Raw genomic sequence first — 16,913 nt, 5'->3', positions numbered from 1 at the left:
GGCCCAGAATGATGGGGTGCACGATGCCTCGGGCGAGACGATATTCTGGTCGATGGGATCAGTCACTGCTGGGAATTGATTGCCAGCCTAACAATGCCTGAAACCCCCGCGGGGAACTTGCGCGGGTTTTATGGATTGAAGCCTACTTTGAGCGGAAAGCGCTAAATTATTTGCTAGGTATTTCCTGTTTTGCAGTTTCGGAGTGGTGCCCTTGCAAACTGGGCTGTACTCGGGGTTAAAAAACCAGTCTCAACAAAAAGGAAAAAGACTGCAAATATCTTTCCGATTTCCGTTTGCGGAGACAAGTTTTCCAGTCCGACAGTAGTTGCTGGGGCGACGTCGAGTACAAAGTATCGACTCAGGACAATCCTTCAGCACCCCCGGTGATAGAGCGTTCCTGACGTTAAGAAACGACCGTCGAACCCAAACATTCGCGAAGCATGTGGCGGTTCAGCAAAATACACGCTGACCTTTCAAAAGTCGTACGATTTCAGGCGCAGTGCCAGCACCATAGACACCTTAGCCTATAGGACTTTAAATCAGGCAAAAGCGAAACTGACCAAGGTACTAACAGTTGCAAAATTTCAGTATGCTTTTGCGCAGGTTGAGCTATGTCTTGATCACTTTGAAGTTCTTACCTGACCCCAGTGAATTGAGGTGCTTTGAATGAAAATGCTTCTTGCTTGTTTGGCGTTATTGGGCGGAGCAGCCCAAGCGCAAACAGATGCGACGCCGATCTTGTTTACGAACGTGAACGTCTTTGACGGTCAGAACGAAGCTCTGATTGAGAACGCGAACGTCGTCGTTACCGGCAACTTGATAACGGCTGTATCGACTGAAACTCTCAGTGTTGCAAACGCGCAAATCATCGATGGCGGCGGACGTACAATGATCCCTGGTCTGATTGATGCACATTGGCACACGTCTTATGCCTATGCCCCGCAAGCAACAATTGTAGCTGGCGACATGTCTGAAGTAGCCATCCGAGGTGCCTTAGGTTCCCAAAAAACTCTGATGCGTGGGTTCACCACAGTTCGTGATGTAGGTGGTAACCCATTCACCATTAAGAAAATGATCGACCGTGGTGAGCTTGTAGGACCCCGTATTTTACCCTCTGGTCCGCCGATTAGCCAAACGTCTGGTCACTTTGACTACCGTGCACTTCAATCGACACCAACCAACCCCGGCGATGCGTTGGAATACTGGAACAGAAATTCGCTTCTTCTTGTGGCGGATGGTGTTCCCGATCTCCTAAAACGTAGCCGTGAGGTGCTGCGCATGGGAGCGGTACAATTGAAGTTCGCCGGGGGCGGAGGAGTATCCTCTGTTTTCGACCCACTGGATGTTCAAGAATACACGTTGGAAGAAATGGAAGCGATTGTAGACGTGGCCGAGACTTGGAACACTTATGTCGCAGCTCACATCTTTACCGACCGTGCGACGCAGACAGCCATCAGGGCTGGTGTCAAGTCAATCGAACACGGTTTCCTTGTCAGTGAAGAGACCCTTCAAATGATGAAAGATGAGGGCGTCTGGCTAAGCATTCAACCCTTGCTCAACGACGAAGACGCGTTCGTTTTCGATGATCCATTCAGCACAAAAAAATGGATACAAGTCACTGATGCGACTGATAAAATTTACCCTTTAGCCAAAGAGATTGGTGTCAATATCGCGTTTGGTACCGACATGCTTTTTGACCCGGAGACTGCGGAAAAACAGGGTAAGTTCCTGGCCAAGCTCGGCAAATGGTTTACGCCTTTTGAAGCGCTTAAGATGGCCACCCATGACAATGCGCAATTGCTCAAACTATCTGGTCCGCGCCATCCATACCAACAGGGTGAGTTGGGGATAATTGCCGATGGAGCCTATGCCGATCTGATCCTAGTGAACGGCAACCCGCTTGATGATCTGGACCTTGTGGCCGACCCGAATGCTAACTTTGATCTGATCATGAAGGACGGAATCATCTTCAAGAACGCGGTGGACTGACACCGCCGCCAGTTGGCTGCTCCATCTACTTTGCGAAAATTTTCGGACAAAAAACAACGCCCCGCGTCTGGAGGAACGCGGGGCGGGTGTTGCGACGGTCCGGGAGGAGGAGACCGTCGCAGGATCTTCAGGCGCGTTAGTTCACGGCCTTGGCGTCAACCACATCTTTTTCGATGGCTTTCGCCGAACTAATCTCAATCCGGCGCGGTTTCAGGGCCTCGGGCACTTCGCGCTTCAGGTCGATGTTCAGCATGCCGTTTTCATGGCTGGCGCCGGTGACACGGACATGGTCGGCCAGGGCAAAGCGGCGCTCGAACGCGCGCGTGGCGATGCCGCGGTGCAGGTAGCTGCGCTGTTTGTCTTCGGCGGCTTTCTTACCGGCGACGATCAGCGCGTTTTCCTTCACTTCGACCGACAGGTCATCTTCCGAAAAACCGGCGACAGCGACGGAAATCCGATAGGTGTCGGCATCGGTTTTCTCGATGTTATAGGGCGGGTAGCTGGGCTGAGCCACGTCGTTGGTCAGAACGCGGTCCATCATGTCGGCGATCTGGTCGAAACCGATGGTGGCGCGGTGCAGCGGTGCAAAATCAAATGTACGCATGTGTCGTATCCTCATGTTTGAGCGATTCACGATTTGTTGCCCTCCGTTCGGACGGGCGGTGATGTTTTCCGAACCCCGTTGTGGCGATCCGGTACAATTCACATGGGTAGCGATTTCGCCGAGTTCAAGACCCGCCAGCACCGATGAATTTCGCACCCGAGCTGGACTTGCCCGATCCCACCTGCAACCGGCGGATCGAGGCCTTGGGTTGCGGCGCATCCCGCCGCATGATCGACTTGAGTTCGGACACGACGCCGGCCAGTTCCATACCAAATCCGACCTTTTTTCCGTCATAGACTCCGACGGCGGACACCACGGACAGAATCTGCCAGCGCGGGCCATTTTTCGCCAGTATGGCCGAACCGGATGACCCAAAGGTAATATCGCAATCAAAGGTAATCAGACCCAGACGTCGTTCCAGAATTCGGCATGATCGTTCGCGCGTAATCGCCTCGGACCGGCCCAACCCGTATGAGGCAATGGTGATTTCCTTGTTGAGAATTTGCCCGCCATGCAAGGCGAAGGGATCGGCAATCGTGTAAGGGATTGGCTTTTCCAGACGCATGAGCGCGACGTCGGCGCGAACCGCTTCAGGCGAAAGCGGTTCATTCGCGCCATAGGCGGGATGGGCGGCGATCTGCACCACGTTGCGTTCGGCCAACGCCTTGCCGTTGCTCAGCCCGGCGCGGAAAACCACCTCGCCAGACCGGTAAGGTTTGCCGGTTTTCTTGTCCAGGGCGCAATGCGCTGCCGTCAGCACCAGGTCCTGCGCAATCAGCGTTCCGGTACAAAACGACCGCGACCCCACATCCAATCGTCCGACCGCTTCCCATCCATACAGATCATCGCGGTCCACCAGCGTGCGTTTGCTTGATGTCTGGGCGGATGCTGCACCGATCAGAACGGACTGGCAAAACAGGAAGAACAGCAGAAACCTGATCATGGCCTTACGAACCTTGCCCCGATGTTTTTGCCTGAATCACCGGTTTTAGAGCCGTATCCGCGCCCTGCCGACAGTTCTGCACGCAACAATTGCAGCGCATCCTCAACCGCCGTACCGATCGCGACGCTCTTGCCGCCCATCATCGCCTTGGCCGCAACGACCGAGACAATGCGGGGACGATTACCAGCAAAGGAAAACACCGGCGCGCCTGAAGCGCCAAAATCCACGTCGCAGGACATCACCAGAACACCCCCCTGCCCGGTCACGACAGAACAGACCTCCTGCAGGGATGGCGCCTCGGCCCTGTCCTGTGCGTAGGACACAACACCCACTTCTTCGCCCTGCACAGGGCGTTCACCAGTTTCGAAAGGAATGACCGTTGTGTTCCGGACCGGCTGCCACAATTCGATCAGCGCGATATCATGCCGGACACGTTCTGACGGGGTTCCGCCGTCAAAACGGTATTCTGGGTGGATTACGACCTGCCGGGCAGCGCGGTACGCCGATGCGCGGCCCAGGCGCCAACCGGCGAGAAACTCGATCAAAGCGGGGTCAATCCGACGGCGCGTCGATTTGTCGAAAAGGCAATGCGCTGCAGTCAGAACCAGTCCGGGTGCAATCAGTGTCCCGGTGCAAAAACCGGTTCCGGCGATATCCAACCGCCCGACGGCCATCCACTCGCGCCCGGAATCCGAAGTCTCAAGGCTTTTAAGCCCCGTGTCCTGCGCCATGGCTGCCATTGGCAACACAGCAAACGCTATGGCCCTGATCCAGTTTCGCACGCATGTCTCCGGCATTGCTAAAGACAGTTTGTTACGCAAACGGTGCGGCGAAAATAGGGCGCAGGCCCAGTCAGGGTTTTTCCATCACAATTGAGGCTGCGTTGCATCAACCGCGATTACTTCAGAATGGGTACGTCACCGGCGTCGGCTGGTCGGCTTTGTTGCAAGGCCCTGGGCATTGGGCCGCCTGTCGCCCAGTCCAGCAACTCGACCGTGTGCAGGACGGGCGTACCTGTTCCCGAACCGATCTGCACCATGCACCCAATATTTCCGGCGGCGATCACGTCGGGCTTTTTCGCTTCCAGTGTCCGCACTTTGCGTTGTCTGAGTTGGGCCGAAATTTCAGGCTGCAACAGGTTGTAGGTTCCGGCGCTGCCACAGCACAGATGACTGTCAGCCGGCTCGGACACGGTGAAACCTGCGCGCTTCAGCAAATCCTTGGGATAGGTTTTGATCTTTTGCCCGTGCTGCAGCGAACAGGCCGCGTGATACGCCACACTCATGCCCCGGCCTTCACTTTCGGGAAGTTCCAGCTGCATCAGAAGCTCGCTGACATCCATGGCAATTGCAGATACACGTTCCGCATCCGCAGCCAGCGCGTCGTTGCGGAACATGTGACCGTAATCCTTCACGGTTGTCCCGCAGCCCGATGTATTGATGACGATGGCATCCAGTCCCTTGCTGTCCATCTCGCGCGTCCAGGCCCGGATGTTGGTCGCGGCAGAAGCGTGACTTTCGCGCGTCTTGCCCATGTGATGGGTCAACGCTCCACAGCAACCGGCGCCATCGGCGACCACGACCTCGCACCCCAATCTGGTCAACAGGCGGATTGTGGCGTCATTGATATCGGTGTTCAGCGCCTTTTGAGCGCAACCTGTCATCAACGCCACGCGCTTTTTGCGTTCGCCCTTGGACTCAAAGCACTGCGGATCATCGTTTCGGCTCACTGGCGGGATGTGTTTTGGTGCCATATCCAGCATTGCACGCAAACGCGCATCAGGCATCAGAAAGCGAAATGGCCGCCCCAGCTTTGCCCCGATCAAAGCCCACCTGAACCGCATCGGGTAAGGCAGGATCTGCGCCAGCATCCAGCGCAGTGCACGATCCATGAAGGGGCGCTTGTAGTTCGTATCGATATACTCGCGCGCGTGATCGACCAGATGCATGTAATGCACGCCGGACGGGCAGGTGGTCATGCAAGCCAGACAGGACAGACAACGGTCAATGTGTTTGACGGTCTTTTCGTCCGGAACGCGATTGTTCTCCAACATGTCCTTGATCAGGTAGATACGCCCGCGCGGGCTGTCCAGTTCATCCCCCAGAACCTGGTATGTCGGGCAGGTCGCAGTGCAAAAACCGCAATGCACGCAACTCCGCAGGATGTCGTTGGACCTTCGGATTGCGGGATCCTGCAACTGTTCTTCGGAAAAAGTTGTCTGCATTACCCTACCCCATCAGGCCCGGATTGAATAAACCCTTCGGGTCAAACCGCTGTCGCAATCCCTGCGTCAGCGCGGCCAACCCTGCAGGTTCGGGCTGAAAACGACCAAACCTTGCGATTTCAGCATCGCTGCCCCGAACAAGCGTGGAATGCCCCGGAACCTCGGCCAGCGCGGCCCGAAGATCGAACCCTTCGGGCGCAAGCGCCCAGATCAGCCCTCCGCCCCAATCCAGAAGATGAATGCAGCCCGGCTGGTCTACGACGCGCAGCATGTCTGTCGGCTTGACGGACGTTTTCCAGACATTTCCCGCAGTGTCTGCAAAGGGCTCGACATCACGAACAGCCTTCCAGATCGCCTCGTTTTCCGCAGCGTCGGTCACTATTCGGTCGGGCTTTTGATGGTTGAACATTTCTGCCAGTTTGCCAACCCGATACGCAACTGAATCGCTGAACCCTTCAATACGAATGACCGTCTCGGACGTTGTTTGTTTCATCTGTGATCCGCCCGGCAGTCGCGCGGCACCCGTGACTTCGAAAGGGGACGCCAGCGCCTCGCTGAACAGTTTCAGGGATTGTGACCAGTCGCACCCGCTCCACACCAGAGTTGCCGAACTTTCCGAGCGCGGCAAAACTTTCAGCGAGACCTCGGTCAACACGCCAAGCGTCCCCCACGACCCGGCCAACAGCTTGACCAGATCGTATCCGGTGACGTTTTTCATCACCCGGCCACCGTTTCGGATCACTTGCCCCAAACCGTCGACATAGCGCACGCCCAAAAGAAAATCCCGACACGCCCCCGCCTGTACGCGGCGCGGCCCCGAGACATTGGCAGCAACCACGCCCCCTATTGTCGGCTCGCCTGTTGTGCCCATCAGCGCGCGATGATCCATCGGCTCGAACGCAAGCCTCTGGCCTTCGGCATCAAGCGCGGCATTGATATCCGCTACCGAAGTTCCGGCCCGGGCGACCAATGTCAGCGCACCAGGCTCATAGAGGGTGATCCCGCGCAATCCTGTCACACTCAGGTCCGCATCCGGCCCGGTCACACCTCGGGTACCTCCCCCGGCAATTCGCACCGGCTGCGCCAGCCCGGCCACCATTTCGGCCAATTCGGCCTCTGTTTCAGGTCTCATGTCTCTTCTTCTGTTCCAAAATCCTCGGGGCGATCGCGCGACGAGGGCAGTGCCCCCTACTCCGCAGCAATTCGGCGCGTCGCCGAAACATCCAGTGGAAACACTTTGGCCGGGTTCAGCAGCCAGTTCGGATCGAACACATCCTTGACCGCCATCTGCGCTTCAAGATCCTGCGCCCCGTACTGATGCGTCATCAGATCGCGCTTTTCGATTCCGACCCCGTGTTCGCCGGTCAGACATCCCCCGACATCGACGCATAGCTTCAGTATTTCGGCACCGAACGCTTCGCATTTCTCAAGATCGCCCGGTTTGTTGGCATCGAACAGGATCAGCGGATGCATGTTGCCGTCGCCTGCATGAAACACGTTGCCGACAGGCAGTCCGAATTCCTCACTCATCTCGCCGATACGTCGCAGCACTTTTGGAAGCGATGAAACCGGGATCGTGCCGTCGAGACACATATAATCGTTCATCTGCCCCATCGCGCCAAAGGCCGATTTGCGCCCCAGCCAAATTCGGGCGCTTTCCTCGGCGGACTGGCTTTCGCGCAGTTCGACCGGGTTGTGACGTTTGGCGATCTCGATGATCTTCGACAACTGGCTGTCGATCTCGGCCTCGGATCCTTCGACCTCGACAATCAGCAGGGCTTCGCAATCCGGATACCCGGCTTTGGCAAAGTTCTCGCAGGCCTGAATGCACAGACGGTCCATGAATTCGATTGCCACCGGCAAAATGCCTGACTTTATTATGTCGGACACGCACTGCCCGGCGACTTCGTTGTCGTCAAAACCCATCAGAACAGGCCGCGCGCCTTCCGGTTTGCGCAGGATGCGCAGCGTTGCCTCGGTCACGACACCCAATTGCCCTTCCGAGCCGCAGATGACGCCAAGCAGGTCCAGTCCGCCTGAATCCAGATGCGCCCCGCCGATTTCGACCACGCTGCCGTCCATCATTACCATCTTCACGCCCAGCAGGTTGTTGGTCGTCACCCCATATTTCAGGCAATGCGCCCCACCCGAATTCATTGCGATATTACCGGCAATCGCGCAGGCCAGTTGCGATGAGGGGTCCGGGGCATAGAAGAAATCATTGTCTTCGACTGCACCGGTAACACTCAGGTTCGTTCGGCCCGTCTGCACCCGGATGAAGCGGTTGTCGAAGTCTACCTCCAGCACATCGTTCATACGTGCGACGCCCAGAATGACACAGTCGGCGGTTGGCAGGGCGCCTCCGGCCAGAGACGTCCCCGCGCCACGCGGGACAACCGGCGCGCCTTCCTGATGGCAAATACGCAGAACCTCCGATACCTCCTGAGTGGTTGATGGCAAAACCACCAGCATCGGAGGGCACCTGTATGCCGTCAGGGCGTCGCATTCATACGCCCGGGTTTCAGCCTGATCGTGAATGATCGCATCGCTTGGTAAAACCTGTTGCAGGCGCGTTGTGATCCTGTGCTTTCGTGAAATCACGTCCGGATCAGGCAGTGGCATTTCCATGGCGAAACCTCCCTTTTGGTAAAATAATATTACCAAACGGGAGGGCTGACAAGCATTCATCGGTGGCAGCTTCGGCCCCACATGATCAGTACCGCCCAAACGCACCGTCACACCGATCAGCTCTTCACATTGCGCTGACAACCGGTCAGACAGACACACAGACGTGATTAACAATCCGCTTACAAAACCGTAGCTTCGGACCATGCGATACCTGATTCTCAACCTGCTCCTGGCTGCGCCAGCCCTCGCCGACCCGCCCGTGATCGAAAATGTCACGACCAGCAGAAACGGGAATACGTGGCGGTTTGATGTCACCATCCGTCACCCTGACACCGGCTGGGATCACTACGCGGATGGTTGGCGTATTCTCAACATGAACGGCGAACAGATCGGCATGCGCGTTCTGCACCACCCACACGAGACCGAGCAGCCTTTCACGCGATCCCTGAGCGGCATCACGATACCGGCGGGCACGTCGCAGGTTCAGGTGCAGGCCCGTTGCAGCGTGGACGGCTGGAACGCCGAGACGACAATCGTCCAGTTGAAGTGACGATCAGAACACACCCAGACTGAGGCCGGCGGCCATGGCTGCCCCAACTTCGGAGCATTTGTCCAGTTGGTCGGCCGGGATGGTCTTTTCGGCCAGTATAGCCTCGGACGTCTGGGCATGGGTGCAAACAATCAAAGGGGACTGCACCTCTTTCAATCGCCATCCCGTCGCGATCCTTGCGATCTGACGGGCGGCATTTTGGCCATCTGACCCGGCGCATATCATTTGTGCATACGGACGGCCTTCGATTTTTCCCAAAACCGGATAGTAGCTGCGGTCGAAGAATTCTTTCATCTGACCCGAAATCGCCGCCAGATTCTCGGGTCCGCAGAAGATGTATCCATCGGCGCGCAGCAGGTCCTCAGGCACAGCCTGACAGGCGGTTTTCAACACCACATCTGCCTCATCCCGCCCCGCCTCTGCCGCAACCTCGGCCATCTGGCGGCTACCGCCGGTGCGTGAATGATAGATGATCAGAAGCTGTGCCATGTCAGACCCGGTGATAGGGGCCGCCCGACAGAATAGTTGCGGCCCGGTAGAGTTGTTCGGCCAACATCACACGGACCAACATGTGAGGCCAGACCATCGACCCGAAGGAAATGGAAAAGTCGGCCTCGGCGCGCAGACCCGGATCTATTCCGTCCGCCCCGCCAATAATTAGCGCCAGTTCCTGTCGCCCGGCATCCCGCCAGTTGCCCAACTTCCGCGCAAAATCGGGAGAGGACAACACCTGCCCCCGCTCATCCAGCGTACAGATTACAGCCCCTTTGGGCAGTGCCTTGCGAAGTAGCGCGCCCTCGGCGCCCATACCGGCGTTTTTCTTGTCTTCAACTTCGATCACCCGCGCAGGACCAAGGCCCAGCGCGCGGCCGGTCCGGTCAAATCGGGTCAGATAATCGTCAAGCAGGGTCTTCTCCGGTCCGGCGCGCAATCGCCCGACCGCAACTATGCTGATACGCATGTCTCTCTCGCCTCCGGCCTGTTAATGCAGACCGGGATGGCGCCTCAGTTCGCCGAGGCGCTGCCGCCCTGAGGCAGCCACATCTTTTCCAGCTGATAGAATTCACGCACTTCAGGGCGGAAGATATGGACGATCACGTCGCCCGTATCGATCAGGACCCAGTCGCCTGCATCCTTGCCTTCGACCTTCGAGGTGAAACCGAATTCCTGCTTGATTCGATCCGTCAGCTTTTCCGCCATGGCCGAGACCTGACGGGTCGACCGACCCGAGGCAATTACCATGTGATCCGCAACCGACGATTTGCCCTGCAGGTTGATCTGCACGACGTCTTCGGCCTTGTCATCGGAAAGTGAGGAAAGGATGCGCTCAAGCAGCTTGTCGCTGATTGACTGAGAGTGGGCCATTACGCTGGCACCATCATCGGCGGGCAAACCCGCCTGTGTATGTAGAGACAGGACATAGTCCTCCTTTGCTGCGCGCCGCCAAAACCCCGGCGCTGGGGTACTATTAAGGTAACAAGGGGAATGCAACATTTCAATGAACGGGCGATTTCAGGGCGCCTGGCCCTTTCACTCTTTCGAGAGTTGTTGCGCGTCTGCGTCGTCGGGAAGCAAGCGAACCTCACGCTGCGGGAAGGGTATTGTTATTCCCTCATCCTTGAACGCGTCCCACAGCGCCAGGTAGACATTGCCCCGGATATTCGTCAGCCCCTTGGTCGGGTCGCTGATCCAGAACCGCAACACGTAGTCCACGCTGCTGTCGCAGAAACCGGTGATGTGGCAGACAGGTTCGTGCGAGCCGCCGCTCAGCACCCGGGCCACCGTTTTAACGGACCGGATGGCCGTGGCACGTACCTTGTGTGGGTCATCGCCATAGCTGGTGCCGAACTTCAGATCCAGCCGAACGAACTTGTCAGAATGCGACCAGTTCACCACCTGATTGGTGATCAGATCCTCATTCGGGATCAGATATTCGCGCCCATCTCGAGTGACGACCGAAACATAACGCGCGCCCAGCGCATTGATCCAGCCGAACGTGTCGCCCAGCGATATGACATCGCCGGGTTTGATCGACCGGTCCATCAGGATGATGATCCCGGAAATCAAGTTCGACACCACTTTCTGAAGCCCGAAACCGATGCCGACACCGATCGCACCGGACAACAGCGCGATCCCCGTCAGGTCGAAGCCAAGCGTGCGGATCGCGGCCATGAAAACCGCGCCGTAAAGCAGCACCTGAATGCCCTTGGCCAGCAACACCTGCATCGAGGGCGTAATGTCGTCGTTGCTTTTCAGCCCGCGCTCGGCCGCGCGCGTTCCAAGCCGGGCCAGCGTCAGCAGGATGCCGATCAGCAGGACAGCCTTGATGATCCCAAGCGCCGAGATATGCAGATCGCCGATGGAAATCGCCACCCCGTCCAGGAACCCGGCCACATCATCGGTCAACCCCAGGGCAATCAGCGTTGCGTAGACCCACATGGACCACTTGAATATCTGCCGCAGCGTTCGGTTCCGCACCAGCCGCGAGACCAGCGCGATGGCCAGCCAGGCCAGGCCCAATGTGGCAAAAACACCGATGATGTAACTGCGCGAGGGCCATGTCGCCTGCTGCATCCCCCAGTAAAGTCCCCAGGACAGCAGCGTGAAATATACGAGCGTCAGGCGCCGCATCAGTTGGACCAGAATGCGCAGTCGCCATTTCGGCCAGCCGGAACGCGCGCGGGCCCAGGCCTCCCACCGGCTCTGTGTCAGCAGTTTCAGCAGGAACGCCAACAACCACAGGAACAGGATGATGACGAGTTGGTACTGCCTCCAGCCCGGCGTGACGATCAATTCGATCAGATTTTCAAGCTGTTCTGAAAAAGCCGCCGTCATGTTCGCGTAAAGCTCGGACAGCGTTTCCGGTAGCAAATCCTGGTTCATGCCCGCCAGATTGGCGATCTGTGCGAGGCGATGCAAGCCCGCACGCGAACTGCACCGGTATTGAACCTTGATTGACGTGAGTGGCCGTTATATCTGAACCGCATGAGACTCAATGTGGCCCAACTTCAGAATCTGGAAGACCGCGCGCGTCTGCGTGAACGGTTCTACGGGGCTGCCCGCACGGTCCTGGCGCGCCTATCGGCCGCCTGAGCCAACTCGCCAGCTATTTCTCATTACTTACGGGAGAGGACCGATGTCCCCCAAGACACTCTATGACAAGATCTGGGATGCCCATGTCGCGCACGAAGCCGATGATGGCACCTGCCTGCTGTATATCGACCGCCACCTGGTGCACGAAGTCACCAGCCCGCAGGCGTTCGAAGGCCTGCGCATGGCGGGCCGCAAGGTGCGCGCGCCAGAAAAGACCATTGCCGTGCCGGATCACAACGTTCCCACCACGCCGGATCGCGTAAACGGAATCGAAAACCCCGAATCGCGCATTCAGGTCGAAGCGCTGGACAAGAACGCCAAGGATTTCGGCATTCACTACTACCCGGTGAATGACGTTCGTCAGGGCATCGTGCACATCGTTGGCCCGGAACAGGGCTGGACCCTGCCCGGCATGACCGTCGTCTGTGGCGACAGCCACACCGCCACCCATGGTGCGTTTGGCGCGCTGGCTCACGGCATCGGCACGTCTGAGGTCGAGCATGTTCTGGCCACGCAGACGCTGATCCAGAAGAAATCCAAGAACATGAAGGTGGAAATCACCGGCAAATTGCAGCCGGGCGTGACCGCCAAGGACATCACGCTGGCCGTGATCGGTGAGACCGGCACCGCCGGCGGCACCGGCTATGTCATTGAATATTGCGGCGAAGCGATCCGCGATCTGTCGATGGAAGGCCGCATGACCGTCTGCAACATGGCCATCGAAGGCGGTGCCCGTGCTGGCCTGATCGCACCTGATGAGACCACCTTTGAATATGTCAAAGGCCGCCCGCACGCCCCTAAAGGCGCGCAGTGGGAAGCCGCGATGGACTGGTGGAAGACGCTCTACACCGATGAAGGCGCGCATTTCGACAAGGTCGTCACCCTGCGTGGCGAAGACATCGCGCCGGTCGTGACCTGGGGCACCAGCCCCGAGGACGTTCTGCCGATCACCGCAACCGTGCCCCACCCCGAGGATTTCGAGGGCGGCAAGGTCGATGCAGCCCGCCGTTCGATCGAGTACATGGGCCTGACAGCCGGTCAGAAACTGAGCGATGTGGAAATCGACACCGTCTTCATCGGCTCGTGCACCAATGGCCGAATCGAAGATCTGCGGGCCGCCGCCGCGATCCTGAAAGGCAAGAAGATCAAGGACGGCATGCGCGCGATGGTCGTGCCCGGCTCGGGTCTGGTCCGTGCTCAGGCCGAGGAAGAAGGTCTGGCAGACATCTTCAAAGAGGCCGGTTTCGAATGGCGTCTGGCGGGATGCTCGATGTGTCTGGCGATGAACCCCGATCAATTGCAACCGGGCGAGCGCTGCGCCGCGACTTCGAACCGCAACTTTGAAGGCCGTCAGGGCCGCGGTGGGCGCACCCATCTACTGAGCCCGGCAATGGCTGCCGCAGCGGCAATCACAGGACGGCTGACAGACGTCCGTAAACTGATGTAAGCTACCCTCATATCTAGATATTTGAGGGAGAGACTGAAATGAGTGATTGGGTCAAATGGCTCCTGCTGGGGCTGCTGTCCATAGCGTTCGGCGTCTTTGTGCTGGGCGCGCCTTATGTGGCGTCCATTGCCGTCACACTGGTTACGGGTGTGCTGTTGCTGATCTCCGGCGTGCTGCAGGTTGCCGGGGGGTTTTCGGTTGAAGGAACGGGTAACAAAATCCTGTCCTTCATCATGGGGGCCGTGATGTTGTTCCTGGGTTGGTCCTTCCTGGACAACCCGCTGGAAGGTACGCTGACGCTGGCAACGGTTGTTCTGATCCTGTTCATGGCAGGCGGGATTGCCCGAATCATCCTTTCATTTCAGATGCGCGGAACGTCATTTTTCTGGCCGACCCTAATTTCGGGGATCTTGTCGATCATCCTGGCAGGCATCATCTGGTCTTATGCGGCTGCGGAACCAACGGTTCTGCTGCGGTTGCTGGGCATCCTGCTTGGCATCGAGATGCTGTTCAACGGGTTCGGTCTGGTCTTCATGGCGCTCTTCGTCAAAGGCGCACCAAACGAAACGACAGAAGCGAAAGAAGCTTAAACGCGGGGCATGGGCGCGGCCCTCTCCCGCAGGAGTGTGAACATGGAAAAGTTTGAAAAAGTCCACGGGGTGGCCGCCCCAATGCCGCTGATCAATATCGACACCGATATGATCATTCCGAAAGTACATCTGAAAACCATCAAACGGTCCGGCCTCGGTGTCGTGCTGTTTGACGAGATGCGTTATCACGATCATGGCGGCGAGAACGAAGACTTCGTCCTGAACAAGCCCGCCTATCGCAACACCGAGATTCTGGTGGCCGGTGACAATTTCGGCTGCGGCTCGTCGCGTGAACACGCGCCCTGGGCGATCAGGGATTTCGGCATCAAGGTCGTGATCTCGACCAGCTTCGCCGACATCTTCTTCAACAACTGCTTCAAGAACGGCATCCTGCCCATCGTGGTCGAGGCAGAGCATCACGCGATCCTGATGGAAGATGCACACAAAGGCGAAAACGCCCGCATGACCGTGCATCTGGAAGATCAGCAGATCACCACCTCGGACGGCGTTGTCATCGAGTTCGAAATCGACCCGCACCGCAAGCATTGCCTGCTGAACGGTCTGGACGATATCGGCCTGACGATGGAAAAAGACCATCACATCGACAGATACGAGGAACATGCCAGCCAGTCCCGCCCTTGGGTCTGATTCTGGAAACGAATCTGGGGATACTCAACCTGACGGGGTCGCCAAGGCGGCCCCGTTCGCATTCTTGGGGTTGAAAACTCGTGGCCCACAACATGTAGGTATCAATTTGACATACACGTCGGATTTGCGTCAAAAATGATGCAATCCCGCACCAGTTGCGCCATCATTTTGCCTGAAAGCACGTGTTTTCTGCCCCTTGGCTTGAGCTGATTGACCGGTTTTGTTCATCTTGCATCAAAACAGGCATCCGCCGATGACTCACTCGGCAGGCACAAGTTGGAATGAAGTCGGCACAGAACTGACTGGTCCAGTTTGAAAGGGTTCGGAATATTGATTGCGCGCACAACCGGGGCGGCGATACGCGGAATACTGGTGGCACTGATGGTGCTTACCCCTGCGTTATATCTGCCGATATCTTCGACGAACGGAACCGAGATTGTCGTCTTTCTCGCGATCCTCGCGTTTTTCCTGACCTTTGCAGAATACAACTCTGCCTTCCCCAGTTTCATTGAATTCCGTGATGCACCGCCGGTAAACCGGCTGCGCTTTGTCGGATTGCTGTCGATGGTCACGTTTCTGACGCTGATCTGCAAAAACATGTACGCCCCGACCGAGCTGACACGCGCGGTCTATTCCATGGGCCTCGCTGTAGCCAACGTGGCTGACTTTCCATATTCACCGGTTCGGCTGATCGTTCTGATGCTTCCTGCTGACGCCGGGCAGTCGATGATCGAACTGGTTCGGGCGACCGCCAGTGTGGCCTATGTCGCGGCCCTGGTGACAATTGCAAGCTTTGCTTATGCCGTGAAGCTGCGCGGCTGGCCGACAGGAAACGGAGCGTTCAATGTCTGGACCAATCTGCCGCTGTTCGACCCGACCAAGGGCGGTGACGTCGTCACCCGCCTGCAGCGCGATGGCCGACTGAATATCTCGATCGGTATCCTTCTGCCGTTCCTGATTCCCGCGCTGATCAAGCTATTGACCGATTTTGCCAATCCCATCTCGCTCAGCAATCCGCAGACGCTGATCTGGACCATGTGTGCGTGGGCCTTCCTGCCTGCCAGCATGATCATGCGTGGGATGGCGACCCTGCGCATTGCCGGGCTGATCGTCGAAAAGCGCCGCGCATACTCCACAGCCGAGTCAACGCAGACTGCATGATCCGCGCCCTTGTCGTGTTGTTGCTGCCCATCGCAGCGCAGGCAGAGACGGTGCGCGTCGCGACTTTCAACACAGAACTCAGCCGGGAAGGTCCGGGCCTTTTGCTGCGCGACATAAAGCGGGGTGACGATCAGGTTCAGGCAGTGGTCGAAGTTCTGGGCGCGGTTCGCCCCGACATCGTGGCTTTGCAAGGTATCGACTGGGATCTGGACGGCCTGACCCTGACTGCGTTCACCGAACAATTGCGCAGCCAAGGCCTCGACTACCCCCATAGTTATTCGGTACGGCCCAATTCCGGACTGGAAACGGAGTTCGATCTGGATGGAGATGGCGAAACGCAAGGACCCGGCGATGCACAAGGCTGGGGGCGTTTCACGGGGCACGGCGGGCTTGCGGTCTTGTCGCGATACAAGATCATTCAGTCCGAGACGCTGGATTTCTCCGCGCTGCTGTGGCGCGATTTGCCAGGGGAGCAACTGCCACAGCAGGCAGAAAGGCCATTTCCCTCAGCTCAGGCGCAATACGTGCAACGCCTGTCATCATCCGGTCACTGGGTCGTGCCAGTCGACACCCCGATCGGCAAACTGCGCCTTTTCACGTTTCATGCCACGCCACCTGTCTTCGACGGCCCTGAAGACCGCAACGGATTGCGCAACCGCGATGAGCTTCGGTTCTGGTCACTGCTTCTGGACGGGCATTTGGGACCGGCACCGACCGCCCCGTTTGTCATTGCCGGGGACGCCAATCTGGACCCCGAAGGTGGCGAGGGTCATCGCGACGAAATCCGGAAACTGCTGGCCGATCCACGCTTGCAGGACCCGATCCCCCGCAATGGTGAGGGTGACACCAACACAGTTCGCTGGAAAGGGGTCGGCGAACTGCGGGTAGACTATGTGTTGCCATCCTCGGATCTGACGGTTGCAGGGTCGGGACTGTTCTGGCCGCCAGAAGGCTCCGCCCTTCGCAAAACCGCAGAACGCGCCAGCAGGCACAGGTTGGTCTGGGTCGACCTGACTGCGCCCTGAGGCGTGCGCCC

General features: G+C 57.9%; 19 protein-coding genes. 8 read left to right on the top strand and 11 right to left on the bottom strand.

Going from position 1 to position 16,913, the window contains the following annotated elements; genetic code table 11:
* Positions 1-173 precede the first annotated feature (173 nt).
* Positions 174-362: an ion channel gene (locus ACR0J8_RS18590; protein ID WP_480526652.1), complete on the bottom strand. Its 189-nt coding sequence runs from the start codon at positions 360-362 to the stop codon at positions 174-176.
* A gap of 304 nt (positions 363-666) precedes the next feature.
* On the opposite strand from ACR0J8_RS18590, the gene ACR0J8_RS18585 reads away from it, so the two are divergent.
* The gene (locus tag ACR0J8_RS18585; protein WP_480490816.1) at positions 667-1,989 is read left to right on the top strand and encodes a metal-dependent hydrolase family protein; all 1,323 of its coding nucleotides are present in this window, start codon (positions 667-669) and stop codon (positions 1,987-1,989) included.
* A gap of 136 nt (positions 1,990-2,125) precedes the next feature.
* Here ACR0J8_RS18585 and ACR0J8_RS18580 read toward each other — a convergent pair whose 3' ends face one another.
* The 6 genes from ACR0J8_RS18580 to ACR0J8_RS18555 all read right to left on the bottom strand — a co-directional run bounded on the left by ACR0J8_RS18580 (position 2,126) and on the right by ACR0J8_RS18555 (position 8,388).
* Positions 2,126-2,593, bottom strand: a complete 468-nt coding sequence (locus tag ACR0J8_RS18580) for an Hsp20 family protein (protein WP_170681897.1) — start codon at positions 2,591-2,593, stop codon at positions 2,126-2,128.
* A gap of 124 nt (positions 2,594-2,717) precedes the next feature.
* Positions 2,718-3,536 (bottom strand): trypsin-like serine protease, encoded by an 819-nt coding sequence (locus ACR0J8_RS18575; RefSeq protein ID WP_170825262.1) that lies wholly within the window; start codon positions 3,534-3,536, stop codon positions 2,718-2,720.
* Positions 3,533-4,318, bottom strand: coding sequence for a trypsin-like serine peptidase (locus ACR0J8_RS18570; protein WP_321250447.1), 786 nt, complete (start codon positions 4,316-4,318; stop codon positions 3,533-3,535). The genes ACR0J8_RS18575 and ACR0J8_RS18570 overlap by 4 nt, the downstream gene beginning before the upstream one ends.
* A gap of 116 nt (positions 4,319-4,434) precedes the next feature.
* Positions 4,435-5,760 carry a glycolate oxidase subunit GlcF gene (gene glcF / locus ACR0J8_RS18565; RefSeq protein WP_480891605.1) on the bottom strand — a complete coding sequence of 442 codons (1,326 nt, stop codon included), beginning with the start codon at positions 5,758-5,760 and terminating at the stop codon, positions 4,435-4,437.
* Positions 5,761-5,764: 4 nt separating this feature from the next.
* The gene (locus tag ACR0J8_RS18560; RefSeq protein WP_480526553.1) at positions 5,765-6,892 is read right to left on the bottom strand and encodes an FAD-binding protein; all 1,128 of its coding nucleotides are present in this window, start codon (positions 6,890-6,892) and stop codon (positions 5,765-5,767) included.
* 56 nt (positions 6,893-6,948) lie between these two features.
* Positions 6,949-8,388: an FAD-linked oxidase C-terminal domain-containing protein gene (locus ACR0J8_RS18555; RefSeq protein ID WP_480526551.1), complete on the bottom strand. Its 1,440-nt coding sequence runs from the start codon at positions 8,386-8,388 to the stop codon at positions 6,949-6,951.
* Between the two features lie 202 nt (positions 8,389-8,590).
* Here ACR0J8_RS18555 and ACR0J8_RS18550 point away from each other — a divergent pair, with 202 nt between their 5' ends.
* Complete coding sequence (locus ACR0J8_RS18550) at positions 8,591-8,938, top strand: hypothetical protein (RefSeq protein ID WP_480891602.1); 348 nt, start codon at positions 8,591-8,593, stop codon at positions 8,936-8,938.
* A 3-nt stretch (positions 8,939-8,941) separates the two neighbouring features.
* Here ACR0J8_RS18550 and ACR0J8_RS18545 read toward each other — a convergent pair whose 3' ends face one another.
* From ACR0J8_RS18545 to ACR0J8_RS18530, 4 genes are all read right to left on the bottom strand, one after another.
* On the bottom strand, positions 8,942-9,427 hold the full coding sequence (locus ACR0J8_RS18545; RefSeq protein ID WP_480526547.1) for a flavodoxin family protein: 486 nt from the start codon (positions 9,425-9,427) through the stop codon (positions 8,942-8,944).
* A gap of 1 nt (position 9,428) precedes the next feature.
* Positions 9,429-9,899 (bottom strand): 23S rRNA (pseudouridine(1915)-N(3))-methyltransferase RlmH, encoded by a 471-nt coding sequence (gene rlmH / locus ACR0J8_RS18540; RefSeq protein ID WP_480526545.1) that lies wholly within the window; start codon positions 9,897-9,899, stop codon positions 9,429-9,431.
* Between the two features lie 44 nt (positions 9,900-9,943).
* On the bottom strand, positions 9,944-10,303 hold the full coding sequence (rsfS, locus tag ACR0J8_RS18535; RefSeq protein ID WP_058276550.1) for a ribosome silencing factor: 360 nt from the start codon (positions 10,301-10,303) through the stop codon (positions 9,944-9,946).
* A 165-nt stretch (positions 10,304-10,468) separates the two neighbouring features.
* Positions 10,469-11,821 (bottom strand): mechanosensitive ion channel family protein, encoded by a 1,353-nt coding sequence (locus ACR0J8_RS18530; protein WP_480891599.1) that lies wholly within the window; start codon positions 11,819-11,821, stop codon positions 10,469-10,471.
* A gap of 114 nt (positions 11,822-11,935) precedes the next feature.
* On the opposite strand from ACR0J8_RS18530, the gene ACR0J8_RS18525 reads away from it, so the two are divergent.
* The 6 genes from ACR0J8_RS18525 (at position 11,936) to ACR0J8_RS18500 (ending at position 16,902) form a co-directional block, all read left to right on the top strand.
* A complete protein-coding gene (locus ACR0J8_RS18525; protein ID WP_480441683.1) occupies positions 11,936-12,031 on the top strand; it encodes an isopropylmalate isomerase in 96 nt (31 codons plus the stop codon).
* Between the two features lie 43 nt (positions 12,032-12,074).
* Positions 12,075-13,478, top strand: coding sequence for a 3-isopropylmalate dehydratase large subunit (gene leuC, locus ACR0J8_RS18520; protein ID WP_480526544.1), 1,404 nt, complete (start codon positions 12,075-12,077; stop codon positions 13,476-13,478).
* Positions 13,479-13,516: 38 nt separating this feature from the next.
* On the top strand, positions 13,517-14,068 hold the full coding sequence (locus ACR0J8_RS18515; protein WP_480526542.1) for an HdeD family acid-resistance protein: 552 nt from the start codon (positions 13,517-13,519) through the stop codon (positions 14,066-14,068).
* 42 nt (positions 14,069-14,110) lie between these two features.
* Positions 14,111-14,716: a 3-isopropylmalate dehydratase small subunit gene (gene leuD / locus ACR0J8_RS18510; protein ID WP_480526541.1), complete on the top strand. Its 606-nt coding sequence runs from the start codon at positions 14,111-14,113 to the stop codon at positions 14,714-14,716.
* 330 nt (positions 14,717-15,046) lie between these two features.
* Complete coding sequence (locus tag ACR0J8_RS18505; protein ID WP_170615584.1) at positions 15,047-15,877, top strand: hypothetical protein; 831 nt, start codon at positions 15,047-15,049, stop codon at positions 15,875-15,877.
* On the top strand, positions 15,874-16,902 hold the full coding sequence (locus ACR0J8_RS18500; RefSeq protein WP_480891595.1) for an endonuclease/exonuclease/phosphatase family protein: 1,029 nt from the start codon (positions 15,874-15,876) through the stop codon (positions 16,900-16,902). Before ACR0J8_RS18505 ends, ACR0J8_RS18500 begins: the two co-directional genes overlap by 4 nt.
* Positions 16,903-16,913 lie beyond the last annotated feature (11 nt).

Source organism: Ruegeria sp. N11, assembly GCF_056531525.1.
The sequence above is the reverse complement of the archived record's forward strand: the minus strand, read 5'-3'. Positions and strand labels throughout refer to the sequence as shown.

Bases quoted from the DNA above. Each gene is read 5' to 3' on its own strand.
- ACR0J8_RS18560 (WP_480526553.1), bottom strand. From the start codon at position 6,892: ATGAGACCTGAAACAGAGGCCGAATTGGCCGAAATGGTGGCCGGGCTG.
- rlmH (WP_480526545.1), bottom strand. From the start codon at position 9,899: ATGCGTATCAGCATAGTTGCGGTCGGGCGATTGCGCGCCGGACCGGAG.
- ACR0J8_RS18500 (WP_480891595.1), top strand. From the start codon at position 15,874: ATGATCCGCGCCCTTGTCGTGTTGTTGCTGCCCATCGCAGCGCAGGCA.
- glcF (WP_480891605.1), bottom strand. From the start codon at position 5,760: ATGCAGACAACTTTTTCCGAAGAACAGTTGCAGGATCCCGCAATCCGA.
- ACR0J8_RS18550 (WP_480891602.1), top strand. From the start codon at position 8,591: ATGCGATACCTGATTCTCAACCTGCTCCTGGCTGCGCCAGCCCTCGCC.
- ACR0J8_RS18580 (WP_170681897.1), bottom strand. From the start codon at position 2,593: ATGCGTACATTTGATTTTGCACCGCTGCACCGCGCCACCATCGGTTTC.
- ACR0J8_RS18545 (WP_480526547.1), bottom strand. From the start codon at position 9,427: ATGGCACAGCTTCTGATCATCTATCATTCACGCACCGGCGGTAGCCGC.
- ACR0J8_RS18530 (WP_480891599.1), bottom strand. From the start codon at position 11,821: ATGAACCAGGATTTGCTACCGGAAACGCTGTCCGAGCTTTACGCGAAC.
- ACR0J8_RS18555 (WP_480526551.1), bottom strand. From the start codon at position 8,388: ATGGAAATGCCACTGCCTGATCCGGACGTGATTTCACGAAAGCACAGG.
- ACR0J8_RS18515 (WP_480526542.1), top strand. From the start codon at position 13,517: ATGAGTGATTGGGTCAAATGGCTCCTGCTGGGGCTGCTGTCCATAGCG.
- leuD (WP_480526541.1), top strand. From the start codon at position 14,111: ATGGAAAAGTTTGAAAAAGTCCACGGGGTGGCCGCCCCAATGCCGCTG.
- ACR0J8_RS18575 (WP_170825262.1), bottom strand. From the start codon at position 3,536: ATGATCAGGTTTCTGCTGTTCTTCCTGTTTTGCCAGTCCGTTCTGATC.
- rsfS (WP_058276550.1), bottom strand. From the start codon at position 10,303: ATGGCCCACTCTCAGTCAATCAGCGACAAGCTGCTTGAGCGCATCCTT.
- leuC (WP_480526544.1), top strand. From the start codon at position 12,075: ATGTCCCCCAAGACACTCTATGACAAGATCTGGGATGCCCATGTCGCG.
- ACR0J8_RS18585 (WP_480490816.1), top strand. From the start codon at position 667: ATGAAAATGCTTCTTGCTTGTTTGGCGTTATTGGGCGGAGCAGCCCAA.